We start from the raw sequence: 25,056 nt of genomic DNA, 5'->3' as shown, positions 1-25,056 counted from the left end.
AACCGGCTTCAGGTTATTTTTTTTACATTAAGGCATATTGTTAAGAAGGTGTGAACGTAGTCTTAAATCATTTTCAATTTTACGTGAAGGTTGTTATAATAACTTAGGTGATGTGTATGAAAACGGTTTATGATGTGATGCAGCTATTGAAGACGTATGGTATTTTCGTATACATCGGAGACCGCAAGCTCGATTTGACGATGATGCTGGAAGAGCTGCGGGAGCTGTATGACAATAACCTATTGTCATTAGAGGAATATGGACAAGCAAATTTGATTCTTAGAAAAGAGATAAGTGCTTTATCGGATAGTCGAGAAGGAGCGGGAAACAATGAGTAAGGACGGACTATTGGTCGGTGTCGATATCGGCGGCACAACAATTAAGCTCGCCATCATCGATGGAACGAGCGAACTAGTTGAAAAATGGGAGATCAAGACGGATAAATATGAGCAAGGTCTGCACATACCGAAGCAGATCTGGGAAACAATCCAAGCAAAGCTAACAGAACGTGGCATTGCAAAGGAAACAATCCAAGGCATCGGTGTCGGAGCACCAGGGTTCGTTGTCCCGCGTAACGGTGTCATCGCAGAAGCAGTCAATGTCGGCTGGCGTGATTTCCCTCTTTCTGCTGAGCTTGGCGTACTATCCGGATTGCCTGTTTTCATCGACAATGATGCTAACTTGGCTGCGCTCGGCGAAGTGTGGAGAGGTGCAGGTGCACAGCAGGATAATATCATTGCCATCACACTAGGCACAGGTGTTGGAGCAGGTATCATTGCTAATGGCCATATCGTGAATGGAATAAATGGTACGGCAGGAGAAATCGGCCATGTCACCGTCGAAGAGAATGGTGCCCCGTGCAATTGCGGGCGAAAAGGCTGTTTAGAGACTATCTCCTCTGCGACAGGTATCAGCCGTTTGGCAACAGAGGCTGCTGCTGCGCATCCAGAGAGCGGCTTGGGAAGAAGGTTTGCAGAAAACGGTCGCGTTTCTTCCAAAGACGTCTTCGAGCTGGCTGCCGAAAATGATGCAGAAGCGCAAAAGATTGTGGACAGATCGACCAGCGTCCTGGCAAAAACGTTAGCTAACGCTGCTATCCTTACCAACCCTTCCCGCATCATCATCGGGGGAGGCGTATCCAAAGCAGGGGATGCTTTGATGGAACCTATCAGGGAAGCGTTCGTGAAAGCTGCCCTGCCGCGTACAACATATGAATGTGAAATCGTGCCGGCACAGCTCGGCAATGATGCAGGTGTCTACGGTGCTGCTTACTTAGTCAAACAGCACTTGGAAGAGACCGCAAAATAAATAAAGAAATGCGTGCATGGCAGCAGCGCAAGTTGCTGCCATCTGTTTTACGCTTGGTTCTATAATGAGGAGGATTTTTACTTGAAACGAACATTCACTGCACCATTATATATTTTGGCGACAGTTTTGTTTGGACTGAAGACGTATATCATTTATCGTTTCTTATTCAACATCAGCTTGGATAATGCGATGCAGGAATTCATTCTGCTGCTGAATCCGTTTGTCAGTGCCTTTTTAGCTTTTGGTCTCAGCGTTTTATTCTCACGAAAATGGCAGATGCGGTATATCCGGATCATCAGCCTCGTGGGTTCTATCATCTTGTACATCAACTTGATTTTTTACCGACACTTCAGTGATTTCCTTACAGTGCCGGTCCTCATGCAAGGAAGCAATGCCGCTGACCTTGGCGGCAGTGTATTAAGCCTCATTTATCCACAGGACATTCTGCTGTTCTTGGATTTGGCTATTATCTGGTTCCTCAGCTATCGTTTTAAAGAAACAATGACGGTTGAATACCTTCGCAGAAAGAAAGTATCAACAATGGCGGCTATAGCTGCGGTTGTCGTAATAAACATCGGACTTGCGGAAGCAGAACGCCCGCAGCTGTTTACACGCGGATTTGACCGGGAATATCTGGTCAAGAATATCGGTTTGTTCAACTTCCATGTATATGATGCAGTCATGCAATCAAAGACGGAAGCGCAGCGCGTGTTTGCGGACGGAAATGAACTTCCTGAGATTCTTTCTTATGTAAATGAAGAAGTGGAAACAGAGAAGTCAGCTAAATTCGGGCAGGCAGAAGGAAAGAATGTCATCTTCATCTCCCTTGAATCCATGCAGAGCTTCCTGATCAACAATGAGCTGAACGGGGAAGAAGTCACACCATTCCTCAACAGCCTGACAGAAGACAAAGACACGTATTACTTCGAGAATTTCTATCATCAGACAGAACAGGGCAAAACATCTGACTCTGAATTCTTAGTTGAAAACTCCTTATATCCGTTACCTCGGGGAGCAGTATTTTTCACTCACGGTCAGAATGAATACAACGGAACACCTGAAATTTTAGGACAAAGCGATTACACAACTGCGGTATTCCATTCGAACAACTCCAGCTTCTGGAATCGGGATGTCATGTATGACAGCCTGGGCTATGACACCTTCTATGATGAAAACAGCTATGACGTCATCACCGAAGGAGAAGACCAAAATACAGTTGGATGGGGCTTGATGGATAAACCATTCTTCGAACAGTCGATTCCATACCTTCAGGAAATGGATAAACCGTATTATTCGAAGTTCATCACTTTGACGAACCACCATCCGTTCGATTTGCCGGAAGAAGAAGCGACTATTGATCAGTTTGACTCCAACTCCCAGACACTGAATAAGTATTTCCAAACAGCGCGCTACACAGACGAAGCAGTACAGAAATTCTTTGAGCAGCTGAAGGAATCGGGTGAATATGAAGATTCCATCATCGTGATGATGGGAGATCACTATGGCATCAGTGAATATCATAATAAAGCGATGAGTCAATATTTAGGTAAAGATATTACACCGTACCAGCAAATCCAAAACCAGCGTGTGCCGTTCTTCGTCCATATTCCTGGCGATGGAAATGGTCAGGTAATGGAGAAGGTAGCTGGCCAGATTGATGTGAAACCAACCATCCTGAGTCTGTTGGGTATCGACGCTAAACACGACATCCAATTTGGTAATGATGTGTTTGCAGAAGATCGCAAAGATTTCACAGCTCTTCGAAATGGAGATTTCATCAGTGAGGATTATGTGTTCACCAATGATATGTGCTACGACAGACTGACTGGTGAGCCAGCTGACAATATAGAAGGAGAAGAAGCAGAGATATCCGGTGAGACCGGTGAACAGATAGAAAGCGTCTGTGAACCGATTCAGGAACAAGTAACGAAAGAACTGAATTACTCCGATCGGATTATCTATGGTGACTTGCTCCGGTTCTACGATTTCCAAGAAGGTAAGGAAAAAGCAAGTTAACAAAAGGATCGCTGCATAAGCAGCGATCCTTTTTTAATGAATTATAATAAGTTCGTAATAGAAACTAATGTGATGACGACCACAGAAATAAATGTGAAGATCGCCTGTTTCATTTGTCTTTTTTTACATTCTGTAATTAGTGTGCAAACACAAAGAAATGCAATAAAAAACAAGATGATCGAAAGAATCACTTGCTTGCCCTCCTATGAGCAAAATAGTTGGTTACCTGCTATACTTGTGGTAAAGAATGCTTGGCAAATACATACTATATAGTAGTACACACATATATGCTTGTCGAGCCTTTTTTAAAAGAAATCGCAGGGAGGAGCAGATGAATAAAATGAAAATACATACTTTAAGTCTTGGACCGATGGGAACAAATTGTTACATACTGGAATCGAAGAACGACTGCCTGATTGTTGACCCAGGCGGAGATAGCGTCAAACTGATTGAATGGATCAAACAGAAAGAACTGCGACCACAGGCTATTCTACTGACACATGCTCATTTCGATCATATCGGAGCGGTCGATGATGCGCGGGACATCTATCATATTCCTGTGTATCTGCATGAAGAGGAAGCTGATTGGCTAGGTGATCCAGGTAAGAATGGTTCAAAAATGTTTCCAGTCAAGCAAATAACAGCGAGAGATGCGGATGTGAATCTGAAGCCAGGTAATATGAGGTTTGGACATTTCGAATTTGAAGTACGTCATACACCAGGGCATTCTCCTGGAAGTGTGAGCCTTGTCTTCCATAAAGAAAAGTATGCAATCGTCGGTGATGCGCTGTTTCAGCGTGGCATTGGACGAACAGATCTTTATCGAGGTGATCTGCCGACCTTGATGCAAAGTATTACCGATCAATTATTGTCACTGCCTGACTTCTATGAAGTATACCCGGGTCATGGTCCAAAAACGACGATAGGGGAAGAACAGGCGAAGAATCCTTTCCTTATATAAAAGAAGATCCCGCCATTTTGGCGGGATCTTTATACTGGGCTAGCTGGGTTCGAACCAACGATAACGGGACCAAAACCCGCTGCCTTACCACTTGGCTATAGCCCATCGTACATAGACTATTTTGCACTAGATTGTCCATCTTATACGTCATGTAGGATATTTTTTATAATAAGTGACCGATTCCAGACTTTCATCTGTTTTGATTTCGTATCGTACAAGTAGGTGCTGTTCTTCTCTATTAATGGTGATATGAGCTTCCAAAGCTTTGTTATGGATTTCAATGGTTTGATCATCGTCATCTGGTTTTAGATTCGGAAGATAGTGGTTTTCGACTGTTTTGAAAGCGATAGATGCAGCTTGCTCTAATTTATACTGTTCGAAAAGCATGTCAGTCGATTGTACTTTCGTTTGAAGAAGCATACTGCCTGAAGTTAGTAGGAGCAGAAAGAAAGCTGTCAGAAACAAGAGGAATGGATGAAGGAACCCTTGTTCATTCCATATCAATACGTTTCTCATATGACAATCCCTCTTTTCCTTTGACAGTTATGACAATCGAGCTGCCATCCTGGATGAATTCTAAATCTTCAATATGGTGCAAGTAGATTTCATGTCCTTTCTCATCAACTTGTCTTCGAATCATATCTTTATATTGCTCAAAAACTGCTGTTCGACCTTGCTGATCCTGAATGTAAAGCTTATCTTCCGCGGTATTTACAGCAGCGCCTTTGTGCACTTCCATTGATATGAAGTGAAGTGCCTGTCTGACAGACACAGCTTCTGATTTTGTGTCTTGAACCAAAGGAGTCAGAAGGGGAGGGACTGAAACGAGAATCAGAATCAATATGCCCAATGCAATTATTGCTTCAAGAAGCGTGAAACCTTTATTATTCGAGATAACCATATAGGCAGCGATTCTCCTTTCGCCCTTTTACTCTTAGGTCAATGCAGCCTTTTTTAAGTCCATCCTCGATACTGAATCTTAATGCGATAAATAGTTTATCGTCTCTAAAATACTGATCTTTTGGTTCGGCCTTTGCGAGTTCATTTTGGAGAAGACTATAATAAAACGTACGTTTTTCCTGAATGTAATGTTCCTTTTTCACGTCAATCCATAACGGAAGCAGAAGCGTACATAGCAGCAGAAACATCGCGAAACTGAACAATGCTTCCAGCAGCAGAAAACCATCTTGATTATCTGCTTTCTTCATAGCGCCCTCTTCCTTTCCCAAGCGGAAATACAAGTTTATCGGTTCCGGCAGGAGTACGTATAGTGAAATTACCAGGAGCAAGTGCTGTACCTGTTTGATTGAACCCGAATGACAATGCACTGGGATAAATAGTAATCGCATAGCCTTCAGGTATTTCCTGGACTAACAGAACTTTCTTCAATCTGCTTGAATAGATTTCATATTTACCTTTATCTAGGTACAGCTTAGCTGACCTGTCGAATTGCGTGTATTGCTGCAAATAAAGCAAATCTTGTTCCAGCCGATTTTTGAATTGTTTTGCTTCTGCTTCCACAAATAAGTGGGAATACACACCTGTTCCGATGCTAATCAGTAAAGAAGCGAGACCGAGTACTATAATCAATTCAAGCAAACTGAAACCTTTTTGTTTATGAGCCTGATGCATTCGTTAAAGAAACCTCGCCTCCAGGGCTTAGTACCAAGGAACGCTTACCACCCTGACATGTCGTTTCAGTCAAGTAGCCATCTTGGAGCTGTGCAATCGAGGTTGGGGCGGTCCCATTGTCTATCTTATACGTTTGCACTTGACTTTCAGCTAATTTTAATAGTGCCTCACAGCCCTGCGTTTGGACCCGGTCATTTTTATCAGCTAAGTTCGGCACGATAAGAATCATCAACACGGAGATAACAAGCAAAACTATAAGCATTTCTATTAATGTGAATCCTTTTTCATTTCGCATCAGTTAACCTCTTTCTATAGTGTATGAACCATCTGAAACATAGGGAGAAGCAAAGATAGATAGACAATAATGATGCATAGTGCCATGATGCAAAGCAGAATAGGCTGGAGCAGATAGAGGACAGTTTTTGTTCGATCTTCCATTTTAGTTGTCATGATCTCTGCATACATCAGCAAATCTTTTGATTGTGATGATACATCATTTTCTTTCACCAAAATACTTTGAAGCTGGGCATCAAGCAGTGGAAAACTTGGCAGACATTCCTTCAATGTATATCCTGAGGTCAGCTGGGATAGTAAGACACTGCTGTACAACTGAAGCATGTCATGATATTGCTGTTTTGATAGAAGCTGGAGACTTTCATACAGGGAAAGTCCCGCTGAAAGAAAATTACCAAGCTGAATGGCGAACTGGAAGCTTGTCCTTGTGCGGGCTATACTGTGAATGACAGGTATGCGCTCCAAGTAATAGCGTTTCTTTGCGGGTGGCCAGCGTTTCTTAAAGGATCCTTGTAGGAAATATAGACTGATTCCGATCACACCGAGGAGTAAGCTTGCATACAAAAGTAAATTCACCAGATTGGAGAAAAAGCGGAGAAGGGTTGCTGATTCTGCAGAATATGCAAAAAGAGTTAGAAAAGAAGGATAGACATAAAGCTTAACAAAAAGAAGCAGCAGCAGAATACTCAATAGAAGAAAGATGGGGTAACGAGTGACTTTCTTGAACTTAGTAAGCTGCTGTATTTGTTTTTGCATTGTAGTGTAGCTTCTTGCCAATGCATCTTCCAAGTTTCCGTCATGATGTGCCACATAAAAGTGAATGACGATTAACGATGAAAAACGAGCGTGTGAAAAGGCTTCGTCCAGTCGCAAACCTTGCCTAAGACCTTCCTGAAGAGTCTGTGTAGCCGTTCGCCATTGCGGCTGCCAGTGAAGGAAATCAAGCGAGCGAGCCATATCATATCCTTGTGTTCTGAGTCGGTGAAGCTGCTGGAGGAAAAGCATCTGCTGTTCCATAGACAGTTTGTCATCCTTCTTGAAGTTGATAATTTTCTTTCGTGATAAAACCATATGCATAGGCTTTCCTCCTAAGTTTTGCGAATGTCAGGAAAGATGTTTTATTCGTTTTCAGCATGCGGCTGATTTGTGAAGAGTCGGCCAGCTCCATAATGGCCGCACGTGAAGGATGGGGCGTTGTGATAGGAAGAAGTTCCAACGATGCGACACCAATTAACGTATGATGCAAGTCAGCTATGGGAATTCCCATTTCCTTCAAGCGGTGAATAGCGCCTGCTGCATTTTTGGCATGGAGCGTGCTTATGACAAGATGTCCAGTCCTTGCCGTTTCGAAGGCGAAGCTGGCTGTGGATTCATCGCGGATTTCTCCGATCATCAGCACATCAGGATCATGCCGCAGCGCTGCTTTTAATCCTGCTTGATACGTAAGGCCGGCCTTCTCATTCACTTGCACCTGCAGCATGTTTTCCATTCTTTTCTCAATCGGATCCTCCAATGTGATAGCCTGACATGCTTTGATTCGTAATAAATCCTGCAGGATGCTATACATTGTCGTCGTTTTCCCGCTGCCTGTCGGGCCTGTGAACAGGAGAATTCCTGTACTTTCCAGCAATAGTTGCCGCAATGAACTTATTTGGAACGGAAATAAAAACAACTGGTCGAGCAAGGGTGCATCACTTTGGGGAAGTATACGAATTGCCAAGCTTTCTGTTTGTTTCAGCGGCAGGGTAGATAGACGAAGAGAATATTGCTTTTGTCCCTTATACGAAAATGGCATTGCCCCATCCTGAGGTTTTTGCATCTCTCCGATATCCATACCGCTGACAAATTTATAGTAAGCAATCAGCTTGCGAAAACTCGGAGTCGATAAGCGACTGTGCAGGACACGCTTTCCGTGTATCCGTATGAATACGCTTGTTTCATCTTCTTCCGGTGTGAAATGAATGTCTGACGCCCGCTGCTGTATCGCTTCTTCCATCAAACTAGCCGCAAAAACTGAAGGGCTATCCAGCACTTATATCACCTCCTTTGCAGTTACAATACTACAAAGTCATAGCAGCGGTCATATTGCGAAAATAAAGGAAACACAGTGCATTGGAGGACAAAATTCATTTCTGCTAATTAAGAAAGAGAACTTCACGTATGTTGTATGGAACGAAATGAAATTGGTCACGCTACTAGTAAAAGTAGAGGGGGCTAAGCACATGTCTTCCAATGATTATTTCCGATTCGTAACCCAGGAGCTGGTGAAAAAGATGGATGCACCGAAGCAGGAGAAGAAACAGAAGGAAAAAGAAAAACACCAGCTGCACGGAAAGTGGTTTGGTGTTCTGCCATTTGCTTTCAAGCTGTTCTTCCGTAGTCGTAAAAAGTAAGAGGCCTGAACATGATTCAGGCCTCTTTTTTATGGAGCAGTTTCTGTACGGTTTCTTCGGATAGATAGAAGATGCCGGCATTGATTGTCTCCATTTGAATGGATGGGACTAGTCTTTTATGCACTGCATCCAGCTCGTTCTTATATAGTGCAGCTCTTTCTTCGCGGATTTCTTCTTCGAGCTCTTCCTGAGCGCTTTGATCAAAAAAGTGTGCCAGCAATTCTTCTTCTTGTTTGAGCGTTTCTGCTGTTTCTTTCACCCAGCTGTCATCAATAGTATCCAGATAGGTATGCATATAGCTGCTTATCCGTTGGTAGCCGCTTTGGTATCGGATGATAGGGGAGAGGCAATAGCATTGATCGCTGATTTGCTGTCTGAATTCCACCTGGGAGAAGTTCTCCATCCAATCGGTTGCGAGCTGGCCATTCAGTAACTGTAAGCCAACAGAATGTGTTTCCGTACGTTTGCGTTTACCGGAAAAGTGGACGCTCATGTTGCGGATTAGCCACGGGTATAAAGGTGTCCGGGAAGCTGTATCTACCTTTTCATAAAGACGAGCTACTTGGGCGGAGTCGCGGATCAGACGGAATATCTTGTGCAGTCGAGGGCTGCCGAAATGAATATGCTCTGCTTTCTCAGCTGTCTCGTTTGGGTCGGTCAGAAGGGTGAGCTCCATAGGATCACCTTCTTGGCCAAGTCTTTTCTTATAGCGCCAATAAAACGGCCGATTCATCAATTCTTCATCCAGTTCTGGAGTCAATAGGAACCGAAGCAGCCCCTCTTTTTCCTCAAGAAGCTGACAGCCGTTAGATAGGAAAAATTTCCGCAGAAACTGGTGGAGTGTTTGTCTATCCATGTAATTTATCCCTTTCCAGCTGTTCACCCGTCTCGGTGATTACCGCAGTCAAATTATCCAGCTTTACTTTTATTTCTCCTTCGGAACGGGAGTCAGCAAATATCCGCTTAATCTCTTTTTCCACATCGGAAACTTGCAGTTCGGCAAGGATATGATCTAGATTCCCGATTACCCGCTCGAATAAGTTGATTTTCTTATAAAGCAATTCCAATATGTGTGCTTCAAGCGTGTTCCGTACGGCAAAATTATAGATTTGTACATCCTTCTGCTGACCAAAACGATGGATCCTTCCAATGCGCTGCTCCAGCCGCATCGGGTTCCATGGCAAATCATAATTGATCATATTACTGCAAAATTGGAGGTTGATACCTTCGCCGCCAGCTTCGGTCGCAATCAGTACTTGTGCGTGTTTTTCGAACAGCTCGCGCATCCAATCCTTTTTACCGGCCTTGAACCCACCTCGGAATGGAACGGAGGATATGTCGTGCTGCTTCAGCGTCCACTGCAAGTAAAATTGCGTTGCCCGGTATTCGGTAAAGATGATGAACTTTTCTCCTGGAGGAGCAGCCTTGATCAGCTCGACCACTTTCAGTGCCTTGCTATGCTGCGGCAGCTTTTCAATCTCTTTCATAACGGGCAAATACACATTACCGGTTTCCGGATTTTCCTCGACCATCTTTTTCATGGACAAATATGCCGCTTCCCTGGAGCTGCATAGCTCGCGGAGCAGGGTTATTTTTGCAAAGGTTGCTGCAGCACTGGTGGAGTCTTGCATATTTTCATATACCTGTCGCTCTTGTTCGGTAAAATCAATCCAAATCGTCTCCACTTTCCGCTTTGTCCATTGCAGTCCCGTTTCTTCCCGTCGGTTGCGGACCATCACTTTACGGATAAGCTCCTTCAAGTAATGATGCTCTTCTGCATCTCTTCGGTCATCTCCATATGTATCTTTGAATTGCTTGTAGCTGCCAAGGTAGCCAGGCTTTAGCAAGGATACAAGATTGTAAATATCACTTAGCTTGTTTTGGACAGGCGTTGCAGTCAGCAGCAGGCAATATTTCTTTTTGAGCGATTGGATGAACGCATAGTTTCTTGTCTTATTGTTTTTCAGTTTATGCGCCTCATCGATCAGCACGAAATCATAGTCCTGCTCCAAAATGATCTCCCGGTGAGGGGAGCGCTTTGCCAAGTCGATGGAGGAGACGATCACATCATAATGCTCCCACACATATTGCTTACGCTGGGAGGCTGCCGGAATATGAAATTTTGTGTTCAATTCGTTCACCCATTGGTTCACTAAAGATGCCGGCACGAGCAGAAGTACTTTTTTCACCAAGCCTCGTATCATTAATTCTTTCAATACGAGACCTGCTTCAATCGTTTTCCCCAGACCAACTTCATCTGCCAGGATGGCGCGTCCATTCATTTCTTCCACAACTCGCCGGCTTGCTTCCAGCTGATGGGGATGGAAGGTCATATGCGGCAGATAGCCAGGTGCAACCAACCCGGTAAATGTATCGATATTCGTTTCCTTGGCCGCTGTATAAGCCATCTTGAAATGCTCCCATGATGCTGTTTCTCCTTCTTGCTGCAATTTATCATCCATCATGTCGAGGAAAGGTTTATCATCTTTTATATGCACCTGCATTGTGATTTCATCTCCTTATTCTTCGGAGTTTCGTTTAAAAAGCTTAAAAAGGTAGACACATCGTAAAAATGTTATGTTATAATGAGGCTGAAACCAGACATTATCAATATTTTTTATTAAAATGTTTGGATTTTGCTTTTTTATAGGTTGATTGTCTGTTAGTATGCCCGCGTTTTCCAATTTCATAAACCGCGAGTGAATGTTGGAGGAGAGACCGCTGTACAGCGGCGCCGAAGGAGCAAATATTGAGTGAATCTCTCAGGCAAAAGAACTCCAGCACGACGCAACTCTGGAGAGTGCTTCCGTAGTAGAAGCCACCCAAGAAGCAACTATGGTCCAAGGACGATAAGAAACTTTCTGGTAAATGGACAGAGCCCCTCAAAGCTTTTTCGAGGTGGCTCTGTTTTTTGTTGCGAGGTACATAAGAGAGGAGCAAGATGATGAGTGAGTTGAGAAGAACCCCGCTTTATCCTGCTTACGAGGCAAACAGCAAGACGATCGATTTCGGGGGATGGGAACTGCCAGTCCATTTCAGCAGCATCCAGGAAGAACATCATGCAGTGCGGCAGGCGGCCGGTTTGTTCGATGTTTCCCATATGGGTGAGATTCTGGTTGAAGGACCAGCTAGCAAAGACTTTCTGCAGTTTGTCCTGACAAATGACATTGAACTGCTCGTTCCGAATAAAGCGCAATACAGTGTCATGTGTTATGAAAATGGCGGAACAGTAGACGATTTAATCGTTTATATGCTGGAAGAGAACCGTTATCTGCTAGTTGTGAATGCCAGCAATACAGCAAAGGACTTGGAGTGGCTGCTTTCTCATAAACGAGATGGTGTCAGTATCGAAGATCAATCAGATGCTTATATGCAAGTTGCCCTGCAAGGACCTCATGCAGAGCAAATACTGCAGAAGCTGACAGATGAAAAATTGTCGGAAATTTCATTTTTCCGATTCGCTTTTCCAGTGCATCTGGAAGGGGCGGAAGGAGATTTCCTAATCTCACGCACAGGCTACACTGGCGAAGATGGCTTTGAAATCTACGGACCGGCTGCAAGCGGGCAAGCTGTCTGGGAGCTTTTGCTGGAAAACGGTCAAGCATACAATCTTCAGCCAGTTGGTTTGGGTGCAAGGGATACCTTACGCTTTGAAGCGAATCTGCCGCTGTATGGGAATGAGTTGTCGAAGGACATTACGCCGATCGAGGCGGGAATTGGATTTGCAGTGAAAACGAATAAGTCTGCCGAATTCATCGGAAAAGAGACCTTGAAGAAGCAAAAAGAGAACGGAGCGAACCGGAAGCTCGTCGGCATTGAAATGCAGGAAAAAGGGATACCGCGCCATGGTTATCCAATTTTCAGCGGTGACGAACAAATCGGTGAGGTAACGACAGGAACAAAGTCACCGACACTGGATAGTTATATCGGCCTTGCACTCGTACAAGCGGATGCTGTCGAAGAAGGCAGTCTGGTGGAAGTGCAGATACGAAAGAAACGGCTGCAAGCCAAGGTAGTTGCAACACCATTCTATAAACGGAAATAGAGGGAGGATACAGCATGGATTTCAGGTACTTACCGATGACAGAGCAAGACAAAGAAGAAATGCTTCAAACGATAGGCGTGAAAGACACGGAGGAGCTGTTCTCTGATATCCCCGAGGAAGTTCGCTTGAAGGGACCGCTTCAGATCAAGGAACCGAAAAGTGAAGGGGAATTGAAAGCTGAACTGGCAGCTTTGGCAAGTCGTAACGTGACGATGAAAACACATGCTTCCTTCCTTGGAGCTGGTGTGTACGATCATTACATTCCTTCGATTGTGGATCATGTTATATCGAGATCTGAATTCTATACAGCTTATACGCCGTATCAGCCTGAAATTTCCCAAGGAGAGCTGCAGGCAATCTTTGAGTTCCAGACGATGATTGCTGAGCTGACTGGAATGGATGTTGCGAATAGCTCCATGTATGATGGCGGAACTGCACTTGCAGAAGCAGCGACATTAAGCGCTGGCCATACGCGGAAGAAGAAAATCATTGTATCAGAAGCGGTTCATCCGGAATCTCGACAAGTGATCGATTCTTATGGAAGAGGGCAGCATTTGGAAATTGTCACAGTTCCTCATAAGGATGGCTTGACCGATTTAGAAGCACTGGAAGAAGCTGTGGATGAGGATACGGCTAGTGTCATCGTGCAATATCCGAATTTCTTCGGACAGGTCGAACCGTTAGCTGTTATTCGCAAAATCATAGATGCACAGCCGAAAGCGATGATGGTTGTCTCCAGCAATCCGTTGGCTTTAGGATTCTTGACTCCGCCAGGCAGCTTCGGAGCAGATATCGTTGTTGGGGATACACAGGTATTCGGTATCCCGGCGCAGTTCGGCGGTCCTCACTGCGGCTATTTCGCAAGCTCAGCGAAATTGATGCGCAAGCTGCCAGGAAGACTTGTCGGACAGACGAAAGATGAGGAAGGCAGACGTGGTTTCGTTCTGACACTCCAAGCACGTGAGCAGCATATCCGCCGGGACAAGGCCACATCGAATATTTGCTCCAATCAGGCATTGAATGCTTTGGCTTCTTCAGTTGCCATGAGTGCACTAGGCAAAAAAGGTGTAGCTGAGATGGCTCACTTGAATATCCAAAAAGCACTTTATATGAAAAAGCAGCTTGAAGCACACGGGCTGCAAGTCATCTTCCAAGGTGCCTTCTTTAATGAATTGGTAATTAAAGTAGAAGATGATGCGGATGCACTGAATGATCATCTGGTTACACAAGGGTTTATCGGGGGGTATCACTTGGGACGGATTGATGATCGTTTGAAGAACCACATACTTGTAGCTGTGACGGAGCAGCGCACAAAAGAACAGATTGATACATTTGTAAGAGAGGTGGCTGCAGTCCATGCAAAACAATACTGATTTCCCATTGTTATTCGAACAAACGAAAGCAGGCAGGACAGGATACAGCTTGCCGCCGCTGGATGTTCCGGAAACGGATCTTTCAGAAGTTTTCGAGTCAGAATATATTCGAAGCGAACCAGCAGCGCTTCCAGAATTGAGCGAGCTGCAGATCATCCGGCATTACACAGCTCTTTCAAGAAGAAACTATGGCGTTGATTCCGGATTCTATCCGCTCGGCTCTTGTACGATGAAGTATAATCCGAAAATCAATGAAGATGTCATCAGAATGGATGGATTCAGCCACGTTCATCCGTATCAGGATCACAAAACGGCACAAGGTGCACTGGAGCTTATGTTCGATCTGCAAGAGCAGCTGAAGGAAATTACCGGTATGCACGAGGTTAGCTTGCAGCCTGCAGCAGGAGCTCATGGAGAGTGGACTGGACTGATGATGATCCGTGCCTTGCATGAGAAGAATGGCGAGACGCAGCGTACGAAGGTTATCGTGCCGGATTCGGCGCATGGAACAAACCCTGCTTCGGCAACTGTTGCTGGATTCGAATCAGTAACAGTTAAATCAAATGAAGAAGGACTAGTTGACTTGGAGGATTTGCGTCGAGTCGTTGGAGAAGATACAGCAGCGCTGATGCTTACGAATCCGAATACACTCGGTCTGTTCGAAAAGGATATTTTGGAAATGGCCAAGATTGTCCATGAAGCAGGCGGTAAATTGTATTATGATGGTGCAAATCTGAATGCCATCATGGGTTATACAAGACCTGGAGATATGGGCTTTGATGTTGTGCACTTGAATTTGCATAAAACATTCACCGGCCCGCATGGCGGCGGGGGACCAGGATCGGGTCCTGTCGGCGTTTCGGAGGAGCTTGCAGCCTTCCTGCCGAAGCCGGTTGTCCGCAGACAAGGGGAAGGAATCATCCTTGACGAAGATCGTCCAGATTCTATCGGACGAGTGAAGCCATATTACGGAAACTTCGGTATCAACGTACGTGCGTACACGTATATCCGGACGATGGGACCAGAAGGACTGAAACGTGTAAGTGAATATGCGGTCCTGAATGCGAATTACATGATGCGTCGCTTGAGTGAAGCATTCGATCTGCCATACACCCAGCATTGTAAGCATGAATTCGTTCTTTCCGGGCGCAGACAGAAAAAGCTGGGTGTCCGTACGCTTGATATCGCGAAACGATTGCTTGATTTCGGGTACCATCCACCGACTATTTACTTCCCGCTCAATGTTGAGGAAGCACTAATGATCGAGCCAACCGAAACAGAAGCGAAAGAAACATTGGATAGTTTCATTGATACGATGCTGGATATTGCTGCAGATGCAGAACATAACCCAGAGATTGTACAAGAGGCGCCGCATACAACAGTCGTCAGCAGAATGGATGAAACGACTGCCGCCAGAAAGCCGATTCTTCGCTATACACCTACACCAGAATGAAAAAAGAGCTTTGCACACATAATGTGCAAAGCTCTTTTAATCACCTTTACGTTTGATCTTACCGCTCCAGGCTTTGAAACCGCCTTTTAGCTGATTAAGATCCTGATAGCCTTTTTTATGCAGCATTGCTGCAGTACGAACAGTACGTGTACCGTTTTGGTCATACATATAAACAGGCTTGTCCTTGCGGATTTCAGCCAAACGGTAGCGAAGCTGGGTAAGTGGGATATTCCGTGCACCTAGGATGTGTCCGCCGTCGAATTCCTTCGGCTCACGTACATCAATCAGCTGCGCTTTACGGTATCCAGCTTTGAATTCTTCCTCTGTAAGAGTTTTCAGGTGTTTCTTCTGAATGAAATAGCGGATTACACTATATGCGATGAATACAATCAGTGCAACTCCAATAACTAGTACTGCTTCCATGTCATTTCCCCCATCTGCTGATACTCCAACTTACATTATAGCAAGCAGGCGCTTATTTTCAAAGATTTTTTATAGCTGTTCATATAAGTGTAACACTTTTGACCCGCTTCAACTTTGTTGGCTTGTTTGTCCGCTGGAAAAGGTGTATCATATTAAGATAGAAGTTGCAGTGGATTGAATGGAGGAGTTTTATGCCTACACCGAGCATGGAAGATTATATTGAACAAATTTACATATTAATGGAGAAAAAAGGATATGCCCGAGTGTCCGATATAGCAGAGAATCTGCAGGTACATCCGTCTTCTGTTACGAAAATGGTGCAGAAGCTGGACAAAGATGAATATCTGAAATATGAAAAGTACCGTGGCTTGATTCTTACTGATAAAGGAGAGCAGGTCGGCAAACGGCTTGTCTATCGGCATGAACTTTTGGAAGACTTCCTGCGAATAATCGGTGTCGAGGAAGAGAATATTTATCAGGATGTAGAAGGTATCGAGCATCATATGAGCTGGAATTCAATCGAGCGGATCGGTGATCTTGTTCAGTACTTCCAGGAAGATAATGAACGGAAAGAAGCATTGATCAAAATACAGCAAAAACAGAAGTCTTAACAGAAACCATCCAATTTGGATGGTTTTTTTGTTCTAAAAAAGCACTTTCCTGATTAGGTATAATAAAAAGTCATCATGGAGCGTGCTTATGAAAATAGACGGTGTTTTCTCAGGCGGCGGGGTGAAGGCTTTTGCATTCATCGGTGCTATACAGGCTGTGGAGAAGGAGAAATACGAGTTTGAAAATGTGGCTGGCACCTCTGCTGGTGCTATTGTCGCCGGCTTGCTGGCAGCAGGCTACAGCGGGGAAGAAATGGAAGCATTGCTTCAAGAAACGGATATCAGTAAATTCACCGATCCTATTAAGCTTACAAGATATATTCCCTTTGCCAACTGGCTGACGCTTTATTTTAAGATGGGCCTGTATAAAGGAAATGCATTGGAACGCTGGCTTTATGAGGCATTGGCAAGAAAACAAGTGTATACTTTTCATGATTTGAAGCCTCGAACATTGAAAGTGATCGCAGCAGATGTAACGTTAGGCAGGTTAATCGTTTTTCCGGATGATTTGAACGAGACATATGGAATCGATGGCGGAAGTTTCCCGGTAGCCCGGGCTATTAGGATGAGTGCAGGTATTCCGTACATATTCATGCCGGCAAAACTTCTCTATAACAATCGGAAAAGAAGTCTGCTGCTCGACGGCGGAGTGCTGAGCAACTTCCCGCTTTGGACACTGGAAGGGGAGGAGCGTCTATTGAGGCGGCCTATCCTGGGAATGAAGCTGAGTGAAGCAGTACAAAAAATTCCGGTCCAGAAAGTTCATCAATCTTTTGATCTGTTTTATGCGCTTTTTAAGACGATGAAGGTAGCGCATGATATGCGTCATATAAATCAGGAAACAGCAAGGGACATCATCTTCATTCCGGTAGAAGGTATCGGAATGGCCGATTTCGATATATCAGCTTTGGAAAAGGAGAAGCTGATAGCAGTCGGCAAAGAGAAAGCAGAGCACTTTCTAAAACGCTGGCCATAAAAAAAGTCGGGCATCAGATGCTCGACTTTTTGCGTTTCTGTTTGTTTCCTTCGATGACACGAAGCTGCGGACCGCGTGAGCGATCCTTTACCGGACGTTTTTTTCTGGCAGCGGAAGCTTTTTTGATACTAGCTGCTGGTTTAGCTGGTTTGCTGACAGGGCGGGCTTTTGGCTGCTTGTATTTCTGTTTGGACTGCTTTACTGCTTTCTTATATTTCTGCATATCACTGCTGCTGCCGCTGCCGCCTGCAGCGGAGCGGCCACGCAAGCGTGTAAGAATGAAGTAGAGTAATGCACCAAAGAGGACGGCACCTCCGATCCAAACGAGCACGTTTTGGAAGAATGCTCCTGGATTTGTCACGAGCTGCATGCTGACACCGATGACAGCAAGACCAATCAAAACAAACACGATGATGGAAGACCCAGATCTACGCAACCCATTTTCCTCCTTTCCATGCCTTGATGGTGACATGGTTTCGTTATCTTACTATCTTTATACCACTATTCACCTGTACAGAATCATTTTCAAGCACTTTTTTGAAAGAAGCCAGGGCAACTTCCACTTGATCATCCTTTGGCTCTTTTGTCGTGACCAGCTGCAGCCATAGGCCTGGATAGCCAAGGAAGCGAAGAACAGGGATATCACGAACCTTATTCGTCAGCTGCAGTACCTCGAAGGACAGACCGATGACAAGCGGCAGAAGCAGGATACGGTTCACCATACGCCACCATAGCGGATCTGTGGCAACGAACATATACACAATCACCCCGACTATGACAGTGAACAGCATAAAGCTTGATCCGCATCGATAATGAAGCCTGGATTGCTTTTGTACATTCTCTACCGTAAGAGGCAGACCGTTTTCGTAACAGTTGATCACCTTATGTTCAGCGCCGTGATATTGGAATACACGTCTGATCAATGGTGTCAGGGAAACGAGATAAACATAGGCAAGAAGCAGGATAAGCTTCAGGAAACCTTCCAGTGCAACTTGTTCGAACCTGGAAGGAAGCCACTTGTCGAAGAAATCCGCGACGAGTGCAGGAGTCAGTGTGAAGATCAATTTCCCGAAGATAAAGGATAGTACACCAACGGCACCGATACCAATGATCATTGCCAGCTTTGATTTTTTCTCCTCTGGAACTATCTGTGCATCGTCCTCAGGATTGACCCCGTAACGTTCTGAAGAAAAGTTCAGATGCTTCGTGCCATTGGCGCTAGCGTGTATGATCGCTGCGATTCCTCGCAGTATAGGTATCTTTTTCAGCTTGGATAATTTCGGATTGTCTTGGCGTTCGACGGTTAAGTAGTCTATGCTCTCGTCATTTCTGCGAACGGCAGTAACGAAGCTGTTTTTTCCCGCAAACATGACACCTTCAATGACGGCTTGCCCGCCATAGGTATTGGTTTGTTTATCTGACATTATTTCACCAGCCTCGTTTCGATTTCCTTCTATTTTACTAAAAAAATACAGATAACACTAGATGGCATCTGTGATTAAAATCGTTTGGTTAAGGCATGCTACGTATTGAGGTGAATTTTATGCAGCAAAACCGCAAAACCGCATCACGTTTTAATAGAAGTGCCGTCGCTACCGGATTCGTCGGCGGCGTGCTTTGGTCAGCCATCGCATGGGTAGCATACTTCTTTCATTTTACCGACTTGTCTGTGGCGGATTTCGTCCTCCGTTCCTGGGTTTGGATGCCTTGGGCTGACACTTGGGTGGCTGAGCTGATCAGCATTTTCATAGTCGGTATTCTATCCATCTTGATTGCCTACTTGTATTTCCTGTTCTTGAAAAAACAGCAAGGAATCATCCCCAGCTTAATTTTCGGTGTGGTGCTCTGGGTTCTTGTCCAGTTGGTGCTTGCCCCGATTATCCATGGCGTGGATAGTGCATTCCAAGCAGATCGGAATGCAAATATCACGACAATGTGCTTGTATTTGCTTTATGCTGTATTTATCGGATACAGCATCAGCTTCGAATACCAGCAAAGTGAAGCATACCAGGATAATTAAGCATTTCGAATTTTCAATCACAAAGCCTTCGTCTTATGTTACACTATGTGAAAGTTAAAATAATGTAACCAAAGGATGAAGAACGTGAATCGCTTAATGTTGATCAATGGACCGAATTTAAATTTGCTCGGAACGAGGGAACCTGGTATTTATGGAAGTCACACGCTGTCTGACGTAGTTGCGGAAGTTAAAAAAGTGACAGACAGCTTTGGATATGAACTGGAGGACTTTCAATCGAATCACGAAGGTGCGATGGTCGACAAGATTCAGGAGGCTGGCCGTACTTGCAGCGGAATTATCCTGAATGCCGCGGCCTACACGCACACTAGCATCGCTATCAGGGATGCAATTGCGAGTGTCCCGATTCCGGTACTGGAAGTGCATATATCGAATATCCATACGCGGGAGGAATTCCGTCATCATTCGATGCTGGCATCCGTGTGTAAAGGTCAGGTCGTCGGTTTAGGTATTAAAGGATACCGATATGCGGCTTTAGCGCTGCTGGAGAAATAAAGGGAGAGGAAGAAACAGATGGAGAAATTAGAGAAATTACGTGCCTTAATGGAAAAGAAGAACTTGGACGCATTCATCGTAACGAGTGCACAGAACCGCCGATACATATCAGGCTTTACCGGAAGTGCAGGCCTTCTTATCATCACTAAATCGAAGCAGCTGTTCCTCACTGATTTCCGTTATATTGAGCAGGCAACAGAACAAGCTCCTGATTTTGAGATCATCGAGCATAAACAGTCCATCATTCAGGAAGCTTCTGCACAGCTTCTTAAAGAAGGTGCTCAGCAAGCTGGATTTGAGCATGAAGATGTTACTTTCGCACTGTACCAGCAGTTTCAGAATGCTGTACATGCAGACCTCATTCCTGCATCAGGCTTGATTGAGGAGCTGCGTCTGATCAAATCAGAGGCAGAGCTTGCTATCATGAAGACCGCTGCCGAGATTGCCGATGCAGCATATACACATATCCTTACTTTCGTGAAGCCAGGCATGAAGGAAATCGAAGTTTCCAACGAGCTTGAGTTCTTTATGCGCAAGCAGGGCGCGACACAATCCAGTTTCGATACGATCGTCGCTTCCGGATACCGTTCCGCATTGCCGCATGGTGTAGCATCAGATAAGGAGATTCAAAAGGGCGAATTGGTTACGCTTGATTATGGTGCCCTTTACAATGGATATTGCTCGGATATCACCCGAACTTTTGCAGTAGGTGAGATAAGTGACAAATTACGTGAAATTTATGATATAGTACTAGAGGCGAATCTTCGAGGAGTAGCAGGCGTGAAACCAGGTATTACTGGTAAAGAAGCCGATGCGCTCACACGAGACTATATCTCCGAAAAAGGCTACGGTCAGTACTTCGGACATTCAACCGGACATGGGCTCGGTATGGATGTACACGAATCGCCAGCTCTATCCTTCCGTTCCGATACGGTATTGAAGCCGGGAATGGTTGTTACAGTAGAGCCGGGGATCTACATACCGGAAGTAGGCGGATGCCGAATTGAGGATGATCTCGTGCTGACAGCTGATGGCAGTGAACGCCTGACGTTCTCCACTAAAGATTTAATTACTTTGTAACAGCCGTTTTTCGAAGGAGGAAAACAATGATTTCAGTAAACGATTTTCGTACGGGCTTAACAATCGAAGTAGATAATGGCCTGTGGCAGGTTATCGATTTCCAGCACGTAAAACCAGGTAAGGGTGCGGCATTCGTACGTTCTAAGCTGCGTAATTTGCGTAATGGTAACATCCAGGAAAAAACATTCCGTGCTGGAGAGAAAGTATCTCGTGCACATATCGAACATAAAAAGATGCAATATCTTTATGCTTCTGGTGAAACACATACTTTCATGGACACCGACACATACGATCAGCTGGAACTATCTACAGCGCAGATCGAATATGAGCTGAAATTCCTGAAAGAGAACATGGAAATCAGTGTTATGACTTTCGGTGGTGAAACACTTGGTGTAGATCTTCCGAATAACGTAGAATTGAAAGTTGTAGAAACAGAACCAGGTATCAAAGGTGATACTGCAAGCGGCGGTACGAAACCAGCTATCGTAGAAACTGGTTTGAGTGTGCAAGTACCTTTCTTCATCAACGAAGGCGATGTACTTATCATCAACACTTCAGATGGAAAATACGTATCACGTGCATAAGACAGCGAGAGGGCCTCTTCCCAACATGGGAAGGGGCTCTTTTTTTGTGGCATAAACCATTCAGAGGCACATACATTACAGTATGGACAACGTGTCCAATCGAAGTTAGAGGTGAGCAGAATGAAGGAAATCCAGAAATTGTTTCGACCGCCTTTACAAGCTCTCTTGTCAGAAAAAGTAGGGAGACGATGGGACAAGCTGCAGGAAATTCGCTGCCGGACGAATCAGCAGCTTGAGTTGTGCTTCGATGACGGAACTGAATGGATTAAAGCTTCGCTAATGGAGGCTGCAGATGCTCGGTTCATGCTGAATCAATTGAGTGATTTTTCTTTATATGCACTTGAAAATGAATTGCGAGAAGGTTATATCACCATTGCAGGAGGGCATCGCGTCGGATTGAGCGGGCAGGTCAATACAGAGGGCGGTGTCGTAAAAGCTCTTAAGCATATATCCTCCTTCAATATAAGAATTGCCAAAGCAAGACCAGGAGCAGCGGGAAAAATCATGTCTTCCTTGTACAAGCCTGACGGCACTTGTCGCCATACGCTTATCATAGGACCGCCGAAGTCTGGTAAAACGACCATTCTTCGTGATATAGTCCGTTCTCTATCAACAGGCTGGCAGCAATATCCGGCGTTGAAGACTGCAGTCGTTGACGAACGCTCTGAAATTGGAGGAAGCATCAATGGCATACCGCAGCATGATCTTGGAAAAAGGACGGATATCATGGATGCCTGTCCGAAAGCAGAGGGTTTAATGATGCTGATCCGATCGATGTCCCCTGATGTAATAGTGGCGGACGAGATTGGAAGCGAACGGGATGTCCAGGCATTGCAGGAAGCCTTGCATGCAGGTGTGAGGATCGTATGCAGTGTTCACGGTGACAGCTTGGATTCCATCCGTCAACGTCCTTCTTTAAAGCCCTTATTCGAACAGAAAGTATTCGAACGCATCGTCATTTTGAAGAAGGGCATGTCTCCTGGCGTAGTACAAGCTTTGCTGGAAACAGCTAGCCCGGCAGGTGCAAACGCATGAAGTGGATAGGAGCAATACTTGTGCTTATTGCCGCAACTTGGGTAGGTTTCGAGCTGTCCCGCAAACTGCAGCAGCGACCAAAGCAAATCCGCCAGCTGATCAGCAGTCTGCAGGTGATGGAGGCAGAAATACTCTACAGTCAGACAAGCATCATTGAAACAAGCGAAAATCTGGCCAAACAGGTTCCGTATCCGGCAGCTTCCTTTTTTCAATCTTTATCTGATAAGCTGCAGCTGCATCCGGCAGGTCTCTATGACTGCTGGGAAGAGACGACAGAGGCTTGGATAGGCACAACAGCACTGAAACCCGCTGAAAAGGATGTTTGGCTGCAATTCGGCCGTACACTTGGCCAGCACGACTTTGAACAGCAGCAAAAGCATATCCAGCTGGCCAGAACCCACCTGGAACGGGAGCTGGAGGAATCAGAAGAAGCGAGTCAGCGTTATGGAAAAATGATCCGTAACCTTGGATTCCTGACAGGTTTGCTGATCGTACTACTGCTTATCTGAACGAGGTAGGAAAGGAGTCCGCTATGCTCGGAGAAGCAATGATTCTATTTCAAATCGCAGGTATCGGGATGATCGTCGCAATCATTCATACTGTACTGAAGCAAATGGGAAAGGAAGAGATTGCACAATTCACGACACTGATGGGTTTCATCCTGGTACTGCTCATCGTCTTGGGCAAATTATCGGAACTATTCCAGCAGATCAAGTCGGTGTTTTTATTCCAGGGATGAGGCGATTAAGATGGATATCATTATAATCGTATCCATTGGCATTGTAGCAAGTTTGCTTGCCTTGATTGTAAAAGAACAAAATTCATCGATTGCATTTTTTGTTGTCGTGGTGACGGGCATCATCATTTTCCTGTTCATCCTGCAAAAGATTACTGGCATTCTGCTTCTGATTGAACAGCTGGGTGAACGGGCAAATGTGGAAGGTCTTTATATCAAAACGATCTTGAAAATCATCGGCATTGCTTATATCACGGAATTTGGTGCGCATCTAACACGAGATGCCGGATTATCAGCAATTGCTGCAAAAATAGAGCTTGCCGGAAAAATCATTATCATAACGGTGGCCATACCGATTCTGACAGCGGTCATCGAGACAATCATGAGTTTCATGCCGGGCGGATAAGGAGCTGGATACGTTGAAACGCTGCTTGGTATTTCTTTTTGCTTTGTTTGGTGTTCTTGCACTTCCATCAGCTGCTTTTGCGGAGACAGGCCAAGCAGAAGAACAGGAGGCTGCGATCACAGCATTCGACAGTCTGCCGACTGAAGAACTCACGGGTTATTGGGAGCTTTTATCAGACAAGTACGGCCAGTTTATACCAGAACTGGAGAAAGGCTCTTTCGTTGATTTTATCAAGCAGCAAGGAGATATCTCCATCCAATCATGGTTGAAGGGGCTTTTTGAATATCTGCTGTATGAGCTGCTGCTCAATGGAAAGCTGCTTGGTATCTTGATTCTTTTAACTTTATTCAGCAGCATCCTCCAGACAATCCAAACCGCATTCAATAAAGGTTCAATCAGCAAAGTCGCTTATTTGATCGTATGTATGGTCCTTCTGACACTTCTTTTGAACAGCTTCCGTTTGTCGGTGAATTACGCAATGGAAGCTATCAATGGTATGAGTGATTTCATGCTGGCTTTGATTCCGCTGCTGCTTGGATTGATGGCTTCGTTTGGCAGTTTATCTGCCGTTGCTTTCTTTCATCCTATCATTGTTTTCCTTATCCACGCCAGCGGGCTATTGATCGCAAAGATAATCATTCCATTATTCCTCATGAGTGCTCTCTTGCATCTAGTCAGTACAATCAACAAAGAGTATCCAGTAACCCAGCTCGCCGATTTATTGAAAAACATCGGACTATGGCTGTTGGGTATTTTCTTTTCTGTCTTTCTTGGTGTCATCTCCGTCCAAGGTGCCGTTACAGCGGTACAGGATGGTGTAGCGATGAAGACAGCCAAATTCGTTACCGGAAACTTCATACCTGTCATTGGCCGTATGTTCACCGATGCTACTGATACTGTGCTTAGTGCTTCACTGCTTCTGAAGAACGCAATCGGGATTGTCGGGGTGCTGATCGTTTTGGCAATCTCGTTGTTTCCGGCAATCAAGATTCTCGCTATCGCACTTATCTACAAAATTGCCGCAGCCTTGCTGCAGCCGCTAGGTGACGGACCGATCATCAAATCGATGCAAGTGATGAGTAAGTATATCCTTTATATATTCGCTTGTCTGCTCGTAGTCGCGTTCATGTTCTTCATTGCCATTGTCATCATTGTGGCTTCGAGCAATGTCACATTAATGCTGAGATAGGAGCTGGT

31 protein-coding genes, 1 tRNA gene and 1 riboswitch are annotated in these 25,056 nt (G+C 44.9%); of the genes, 19 read left to right on the top strand and 13 right to left on the bottom strand.

The genetic code is table 11. The annotated features are described in order from the left end of the window. Positions 1-116: 116 nt before the first annotated feature. The 4 genes from ACH6C1_RS09470 to ACH6C1_RS09455 all read left to right on the top strand — a co-directional run bounded on the left by ACH6C1_RS09470 (position 117) and on the right by ACH6C1_RS09455 (position 4,285). The gene (locus tag ACH6C1_RS09470) at positions 117-338 is read left to right on the top strand and encodes a YqgQ family protein (protein ID WP_095218046.1); all 222 of its coding nucleotides are present in this window, start codon (positions 117-119) and stop codon (positions 336-338) included. Beyond that, positions 331-1,308, top strand: a complete 978-nt coding sequence (locus tag ACH6C1_RS09465) for an ROK family glucokinase (protein ID WP_374076589.1) — start codon at positions 331-333, stop codon at positions 1,306-1,308. The genes ACH6C1_RS09470 and ACH6C1_RS09465 overlap by 8 nt, the downstream gene beginning before the upstream one ends. Before the next feature lie 81 nt (positions 1,309-1,389). Then, positions 1,390-3,324 (top strand): LTA synthase family protein, encoded by a 1,935-nt coding sequence (locus ACH6C1_RS09460; protein WP_374076587.1) that lies wholly within the window; start codon positions 1,390-1,392, stop codon positions 3,322-3,324. Between the two features lie 331 nt (positions 3,325-3,655). After that, positions 3,656-4,285, top strand: coding sequence for an MBL fold metallo-hydrolase (locus tag ACH6C1_RS09455; RefSeq protein ID WP_374076585.1), 630 nt, complete (start codon positions 3,656-3,658; stop codon positions 4,283-4,285). Positions 4,286-4,319: 34 nt separating this feature from the next. On the opposite strand, the gene ACH6C1_RS09450 is transcribed toward ACH6C1_RS09455, so the two are convergent. From ACH6C1_RS09450 to comGA, 8 genes are all read right to left on the bottom strand, one after another. Continuing rightward, a tRNA-Gln gene (locus tag ACH6C1_RS09450) sits at positions 4,320-4,390 on the bottom strand. Positions 4,391-4,432: 42 nt separating this feature from the next. Continuing rightward, complete coding sequence (locus ACH6C1_RS09445; RefSeq protein WP_374076583.1) at positions 4,433-4,801, bottom strand: hypothetical protein; 369 nt, start codon at positions 4,799-4,801, stop codon at positions 4,433-4,435. Further along, on the bottom strand, positions 4,776-5,186 hold the full coding sequence (comGF, locus tag ACH6C1_RS09440; protein ID WP_374076581.1) for a competence type IV pilus minor pilin ComGF: 411 nt from the start codon (positions 5,184-5,186) through the stop codon (positions 4,776-4,778). The genes ACH6C1_RS09445 and comGF overlap by 26 nt, the downstream gene beginning before the upstream one ends. Then, complete coding sequence (locus ACH6C1_RS09435) at positions 5,170-5,493, bottom strand: hypothetical protein (protein WP_374076579.1); 324 nt, start codon at positions 5,491-5,493, stop codon at positions 5,170-5,172. The genes comGF and ACH6C1_RS09435 overlap by 17 nt, the downstream gene beginning before the upstream one ends. After that, positions 5,477-5,917 carry a prepilin-type N-terminal cleavage/methylation domain-containing protein gene (locus tag ACH6C1_RS09430; RefSeq protein WP_374076578.1) on the bottom strand — a complete coding sequence of 147 codons (441 nt, stop codon included), beginning with the start codon at positions 5,915-5,917 and terminating at the stop codon, positions 5,477-5,479. Before ACH6C1_RS09430 ends, ACH6C1_RS09435 begins: the two co-directional genes overlap by 17 nt. Further along, positions 5,901-6,212, bottom strand: a complete 312-nt coding sequence (gene comGC, locus ACH6C1_RS09425; protein WP_095222536.1) for a competence type IV pilus major pilin ComGC — start codon at positions 6,210-6,212, stop codon at positions 5,901-5,903. Before comGC ends, ACH6C1_RS09430 begins: the two co-directional genes overlap by 17 nt. 14 nt (positions 6,213-6,226) lie before the next feature. Further along, positions 6,227-7,288, bottom strand: a complete 1,062-nt coding sequence (locus tag ACH6C1_RS09420) for a type II secretion system F family protein (RefSeq protein WP_374076575.1) — start codon at positions 7,286-7,288, stop codon at positions 6,227-6,229. Beyond that, the gene (comGA, locus tag ACH6C1_RS09415) at positions 7,239-8,243 is read right to left on the bottom strand and encodes a competence type IV pilus ATPase ComGA (RefSeq protein ID WP_374076573.1); all 1,005 of its coding nucleotides are present in this window, start codon (positions 8,241-8,243) and stop codon (positions 7,239-7,241) included. The genes ACH6C1_RS09420 and comGA overlap by 50 nt, the downstream gene beginning before the upstream one ends. A gap of 190 nt (positions 8,244-8,433) precedes the next feature. Here comGA and ACH6C1_RS09410 point away from each other — a divergent pair, with 190 nt between their 5' ends. Beyond that, entirely contained in the window at positions 8,434-8,604 is a 171-nt protein-coding gene (locus tag ACH6C1_RS09410) for a YqzE family protein (RefSeq protein ID WP_084160700.1), read from the top strand. Between the two features lie 16 nt (positions 8,605-8,620). Here ACH6C1_RS09410 and ACH6C1_RS09405 read toward each other — a convergent pair whose 3' ends face one another. Together ACH6C1_RS09405 and ACH6C1_RS09400 are read right to left on the bottom strand one after the other, a co-directional pair. Next, complete coding sequence (locus ACH6C1_RS09405) at positions 8,621-9,460, bottom strand: YqhG family protein (RefSeq protein WP_374076571.1); 840 nt, start codon at positions 9,458-9,460, stop codon at positions 8,621-8,623. Further along, positions 9,453-11,108 (bottom strand): DEAD/DEAH box helicase, encoded by a 1,656-nt coding sequence (locus ACH6C1_RS09400; RefSeq protein ID WP_374076569.1) that lies wholly within the window; start codon positions 11,106-11,108, stop codon positions 9,453-9,455. Before ACH6C1_RS09400 ends, ACH6C1_RS09405 begins: the two co-directional genes overlap by 8 nt. Positions 11,109-11,303: 195 nt before the next feature. Next, a riboswitch (glycine riboswitch) is annotated at positions 11,304-11,392 on the top strand. A 156-nt stretch (positions 11,393-11,548) separates the two neighbouring features. Between ACH6C1_RS09400 and gcvT the strand changes: the two genes are divergently transcribed. Genes gcvT through gcvPB form a run of 3 tightly spaced genes read left to right on the top strand, consistent with a single transcriptional unit; the run spans position 11,549 to position 15,475 of the window. Continuing rightward, on the top strand, positions 11,549-12,649 hold the full coding sequence (gene gcvT, locus ACH6C1_RS09395) for a glycine cleavage system aminomethyltransferase GcvT (protein ID WP_374077184.1): 1,101 nt from the start codon (positions 11,549-11,551) through the stop codon (positions 12,647-12,649). Positions 12,650-12,663: 14 nt separating this feature from the next. Then, positions 12,664-14,022, top strand: coding sequence for an aminomethyl-transferring glycine dehydrogenase subunit GcvPA (gene gcvPA / locus ACH6C1_RS09390; protein WP_374076567.1), 1,359 nt, complete (start codon positions 12,664-12,666; stop codon positions 14,020-14,022). Beyond that, positions 14,006-15,475: an aminomethyl-transferring glycine dehydrogenase subunit GcvPB gene (gcvPB, locus tag ACH6C1_RS09385; RefSeq protein WP_374076565.1), complete on the top strand. Its 1,470-nt coding sequence runs from the start codon at positions 14,006-14,008 to the stop codon at positions 15,473-15,475. The genes gcvPA and gcvPB overlap by 17 nt, the downstream gene beginning before the upstream one ends. 36 nt (positions 15,476-15,511) lie before the next feature. On the opposite strand, the gene ACH6C1_RS09380 is transcribed toward gcvPB, so the two are convergent. Beyond that, positions 15,512-15,898: a rhodanese-like domain-containing protein gene (locus ACH6C1_RS09380; protein ID WP_095222543.1), complete on the bottom strand. Its 387-nt coding sequence runs from the start codon at positions 15,896-15,898 to the stop codon at positions 15,512-15,514. A 191-nt stretch (positions 15,899-16,089) separates the two neighbouring features. Here ACH6C1_RS09380 and mntR point away from each other — a divergent pair, with 191 nt between their 5' ends. Next, positions 16,090-16,509: a transcriptional regulator MntR gene (gene mntR, locus ACH6C1_RS09375; RefSeq protein WP_374076562.1), complete on the top strand. Its 420-nt coding sequence runs from the start codon at positions 16,090-16,092 to the stop codon at positions 16,507-16,509. A gap of 88 nt (positions 16,510-16,597) precedes the next feature. Continuing rightward, positions 16,598-17,485, top strand: a complete 888-nt coding sequence (locus tag ACH6C1_RS09370) for a patatin-like phospholipase family protein (protein ID WP_374076560.1) — start codon at positions 16,598-16,600, stop codon at positions 17,483-17,485. A 13-nt stretch (positions 17,486-17,498) separates the two neighbouring features. Here the strand turns inward: ACH6C1_RS09370 and ACH6C1_RS09365 are convergent, their stop codons facing one another. Together ACH6C1_RS09365 and ACH6C1_RS09360 are read right to left on the bottom strand one after the other, a co-directional pair. Then, complete coding sequence (locus ACH6C1_RS09365; RefSeq protein WP_374076558.1) at positions 17,499-17,921, bottom strand: SA1362 family protein; 423 nt, start codon at positions 17,919-17,921, stop codon at positions 17,499-17,501. Between the two features lie 43 nt (positions 17,922-17,964). Next, positions 17,965-18,909, bottom strand: coding sequence for a DUF1385 domain-containing protein (locus ACH6C1_RS09360; protein ID WP_095222547.1), 945 nt, complete (start codon positions 18,907-18,909; stop codon positions 17,965-17,967). A 119-nt stretch (positions 18,910-19,028) separates the two neighbouring features. Between ACH6C1_RS09360 and ACH6C1_RS09355 the strand changes: the two genes are divergently transcribed. From ACH6C1_RS09355 to spoIIIAE, 9 genes are all read left to right on the top strand, one after another. Next, complete coding sequence (locus ACH6C1_RS09355; protein ID WP_366247140.1) at positions 19,029-19,505, top strand: YqhR family membrane protein; 477 nt, start codon at positions 19,029-19,031, stop codon at positions 19,503-19,505. An 84-nt stretch (positions 19,506-19,589) separates the two neighbouring features. Then, a complete protein-coding gene (aroQ, locus tag ACH6C1_RS09350) occupies positions 19,590-20,018 on the top strand; it encodes a type II 3-dehydroquinate dehydratase (RefSeq protein ID WP_093879611.1) in 429 nt (142 codons plus the stop codon). 18 nt (positions 20,019-20,036) lie between these two features. After that, the gene (locus tag ACH6C1_RS09345; RefSeq protein WP_374076555.1) at positions 20,037-21,098 is read left to right on the top strand and encodes a M24 family metallopeptidase; all 1,062 of its coding nucleotides are present in this window, start codon (positions 20,037-20,039) and stop codon (positions 21,096-21,098) included. A gap of 26 nt (positions 21,099-21,124) precedes the next feature. Beyond that, positions 21,125-21,682: an elongation factor P gene (gene efp, locus ACH6C1_RS09340; RefSeq protein ID WP_095222551.1), complete on the top strand. Its 558-nt coding sequence runs from the start codon at positions 21,125-21,127 to the stop codon at positions 21,680-21,682. A 120-nt stretch (positions 21,683-21,802) separates the two neighbouring features. After that, positions 21,803-22,717 (top strand): stage III sporulation protein AA, encoded by a 915-nt coding sequence (spoIIIAA, locus tag ACH6C1_RS09335; RefSeq protein WP_374076552.1) that lies wholly within the window; start codon positions 21,803-21,805, stop codon positions 22,715-22,717. Further along, complete coding sequence (gene spoIIIAB / locus ACH6C1_RS09330) at positions 22,714-23,226, top strand: stage III sporulation protein SpoIIIAB (RefSeq protein ID WP_374076550.1); 513 nt, start codon at positions 22,714-22,716, stop codon at positions 23,224-23,226. Before spoIIIAA ends, spoIIIAB begins: the two co-directional genes overlap by 4 nt. A gap of 23 nt (positions 23,227-23,249) precedes the next feature. Next, on the top strand, positions 23,250-23,456 hold the full coding sequence (spoIIIAC, locus tag ACH6C1_RS09325; protein WP_038561221.1) for a stage III sporulation protein AC: 207 nt from the start codon (positions 23,250-23,252) through the stop codon (positions 23,454-23,456). 4 nt (positions 23,457-23,460) lie between these two features. Beyond that, complete coding sequence (gene spoIIIAD / locus ACH6C1_RS09320; RefSeq protein ID WP_245609722.1) at positions 23,461-23,859, top strand: stage III sporulation protein AD; 399 nt, start codon at positions 23,461-23,463, stop codon at positions 23,857-23,859. Positions 23,860-23,872: 13 nt separating this feature from the next. After that, positions 23,873-25,048 carry a stage III sporulation protein AE gene (gene spoIIIAE, locus ACH6C1_RS09315; RefSeq protein WP_366247136.1) on the top strand — a complete coding sequence of 392 codons (1,176 nt, stop codon included), beginning with the start codon at positions 23,873-23,875 and terminating at the stop codon, positions 25,046-25,048. The last annotated feature ends 8 nt before the right edge of the window (positions 25,049-25,056 follow it).

It is taken from the genome of Terribacillus sp. JSM ZJ617, assembly GCF_044383785.1.
In the GTDB taxonomy this organism is placed as follows: Bacteria; Bacillota; Bacilli; order Bacillales; family Amphibacillaceae; genus Terribacillus.
This window is presented reverse-complemented; position numbering and strand designations above follow the sequence as displayed.

Coding starts and splice junctions, on each gene's coding strand:
- ACH6C1_RS09470 (WP_095218046.1), top strand. CDS start 117: ATGAAAACGGTTTATGATGTGATGCAGCTATTGAAGACGTATGGTATT.
- ACH6C1_RS09465 (WP_374076589.1), top strand. CDS start 331: ATGAGTAAGGACGGACTATTGGTCGGTGTCGATATCGGCGGCACAACA.
- ACH6C1_RS09455 (WP_374076585.1), top strand. CDS start 3,656: ATGAATAAAATGAAAATACATACTTTAAGTCTTGGACCGATGGGAACA.
- ACH6C1_RS09445 (WP_374076583.1), bottom strand. CDS start 4,801: ATGAGAAACGTATTGATATGGAATGAACAAGGGTTCCTTCATCCATTC.
- comGF (WP_374076581.1), bottom strand. CDS start 5,186: ATGGTTATCTCGAATAATAAAGGTTTCACGCTTCTTGAAGCAATAATT.
- ACH6C1_RS09435 (WP_374076579.1), bottom strand. CDS start 5,493: ATGAAGAAAGCAGATAATCAAGATGGTTTTCTGCTGCTGGAAGCATTG.
- ACH6C1_RS09430 (WP_374076578.1), bottom strand. CDS start 5,917: ATGCATCAGGCTCATAAACAAAAAGGTTTCAGTTTGCTTGAATTGATT.
- comGC (WP_095222536.1), bottom strand. CDS start 6,212: ATGCGAAATGAAAAAGGATTCACATTAATAGAAATGCTTATAGTTTTG.
- ACH6C1_RS09420 (WP_374076575.1), bottom strand. CDS start 7,288: ATGCATATGGTTTTATCACGAAAGAAAATTATCAACTTCAAGAAGGAT.
- ACH6C1_RS09410 (WP_084160700.1), top strand. CDS start 8,434: ATGTCTTCCAATGATTATTTCCGATTCGTAACCCAGGAGCTGGTGAAA.
- ACH6C1_RS09405 (WP_374076571.1), bottom strand. CDS start 9,460: ATGGATAGACAAACACTCCACCAGTTTCTGCGGAAATTTTTCCTATCT.
- ACH6C1_RS09400 (WP_374076569.1), bottom strand. CDS start 11,108: ATGCAGGTGCATATAAAAGATGATAAACCTTTCCTCGACATGATGGAT.
- gcvT (WP_374077184.1), top strand. CDS start 11,549: ATGAGTGAGTTGAGAAGAACCCCGCTTTATCCTGCTTACGAGGCAAAC.
- gcvPA (WP_374076567.1), top strand. CDS start 12,664: ATGGATTTCAGGTACTTACCGATGACAGAGCAAGACAAAGAAGAAATG.
- gcvPB (WP_374076565.1), top strand. CDS start 14,006: ATGCAAAACAATACTGATTTCCCATTGTTATTCGAACAAACGAAAGCA.
- ACH6C1_RS09380 (WP_095222543.1), bottom strand. CDS start 15,898: ATGGAAGCAGTACTAGTTATTGGAGTTGCACTGATTGTATTCATCGCA.
- mntR (WP_374076562.1), top strand. CDS start 16,090: ATGCCTACACCGAGCATGGAAGATTATATTGAACAAATTTACATATTA.
- ACH6C1_RS09370 (WP_374076560.1), top strand. CDS start 16,598: ATGAAAATAGACGGTGTTTTCTCAGGCGGCGGGGTGAAGGCTTTTGCA.
- ACH6C1_RS09360 (WP_095222547.1), bottom strand. CDS start 18,909: ATGTCAGATAAACAAACCAATACCTATGGCGGGCAAGCCGTCATTGAA.
- ACH6C1_RS09355 (WP_366247140.1), top strand. CDS start 19,029: ATGCAGCAAAACCGCAAAACCGCATCACGTTTTAATAGAAGTGCCGTC.
- ACH6C1_RS09345 (WP_374076555.1), top strand. CDS start 20,037: ATGGAGAAATTAGAGAAATTACGTGCCTTAATGGAAAAGAAGAACTTG.
- efp (WP_095222551.1), top strand. CDS start 21,125: ATGATTTCAGTAAACGATTTTCGTACGGGCTTAACAATCGAAGTAGAT.
- spoIIIAA (WP_374076552.1), top strand. CDS start 21,803: ATGAAGGAAATCCAGAAATTGTTTCGACCGCCTTTACAAGCTCTCTTG.
- spoIIIAB (WP_374076550.1), top strand. CDS start 22,714: ATGAAGTGGATAGGAGCAATACTTGTGCTTATTGCCGCAACTTGGGTA.
- spoIIIAC (WP_038561221.1), top strand. CDS start 23,250: ATGCTCGGAGAAGCAATGATTCTATTTCAAATCGCAGGTATCGGGATG.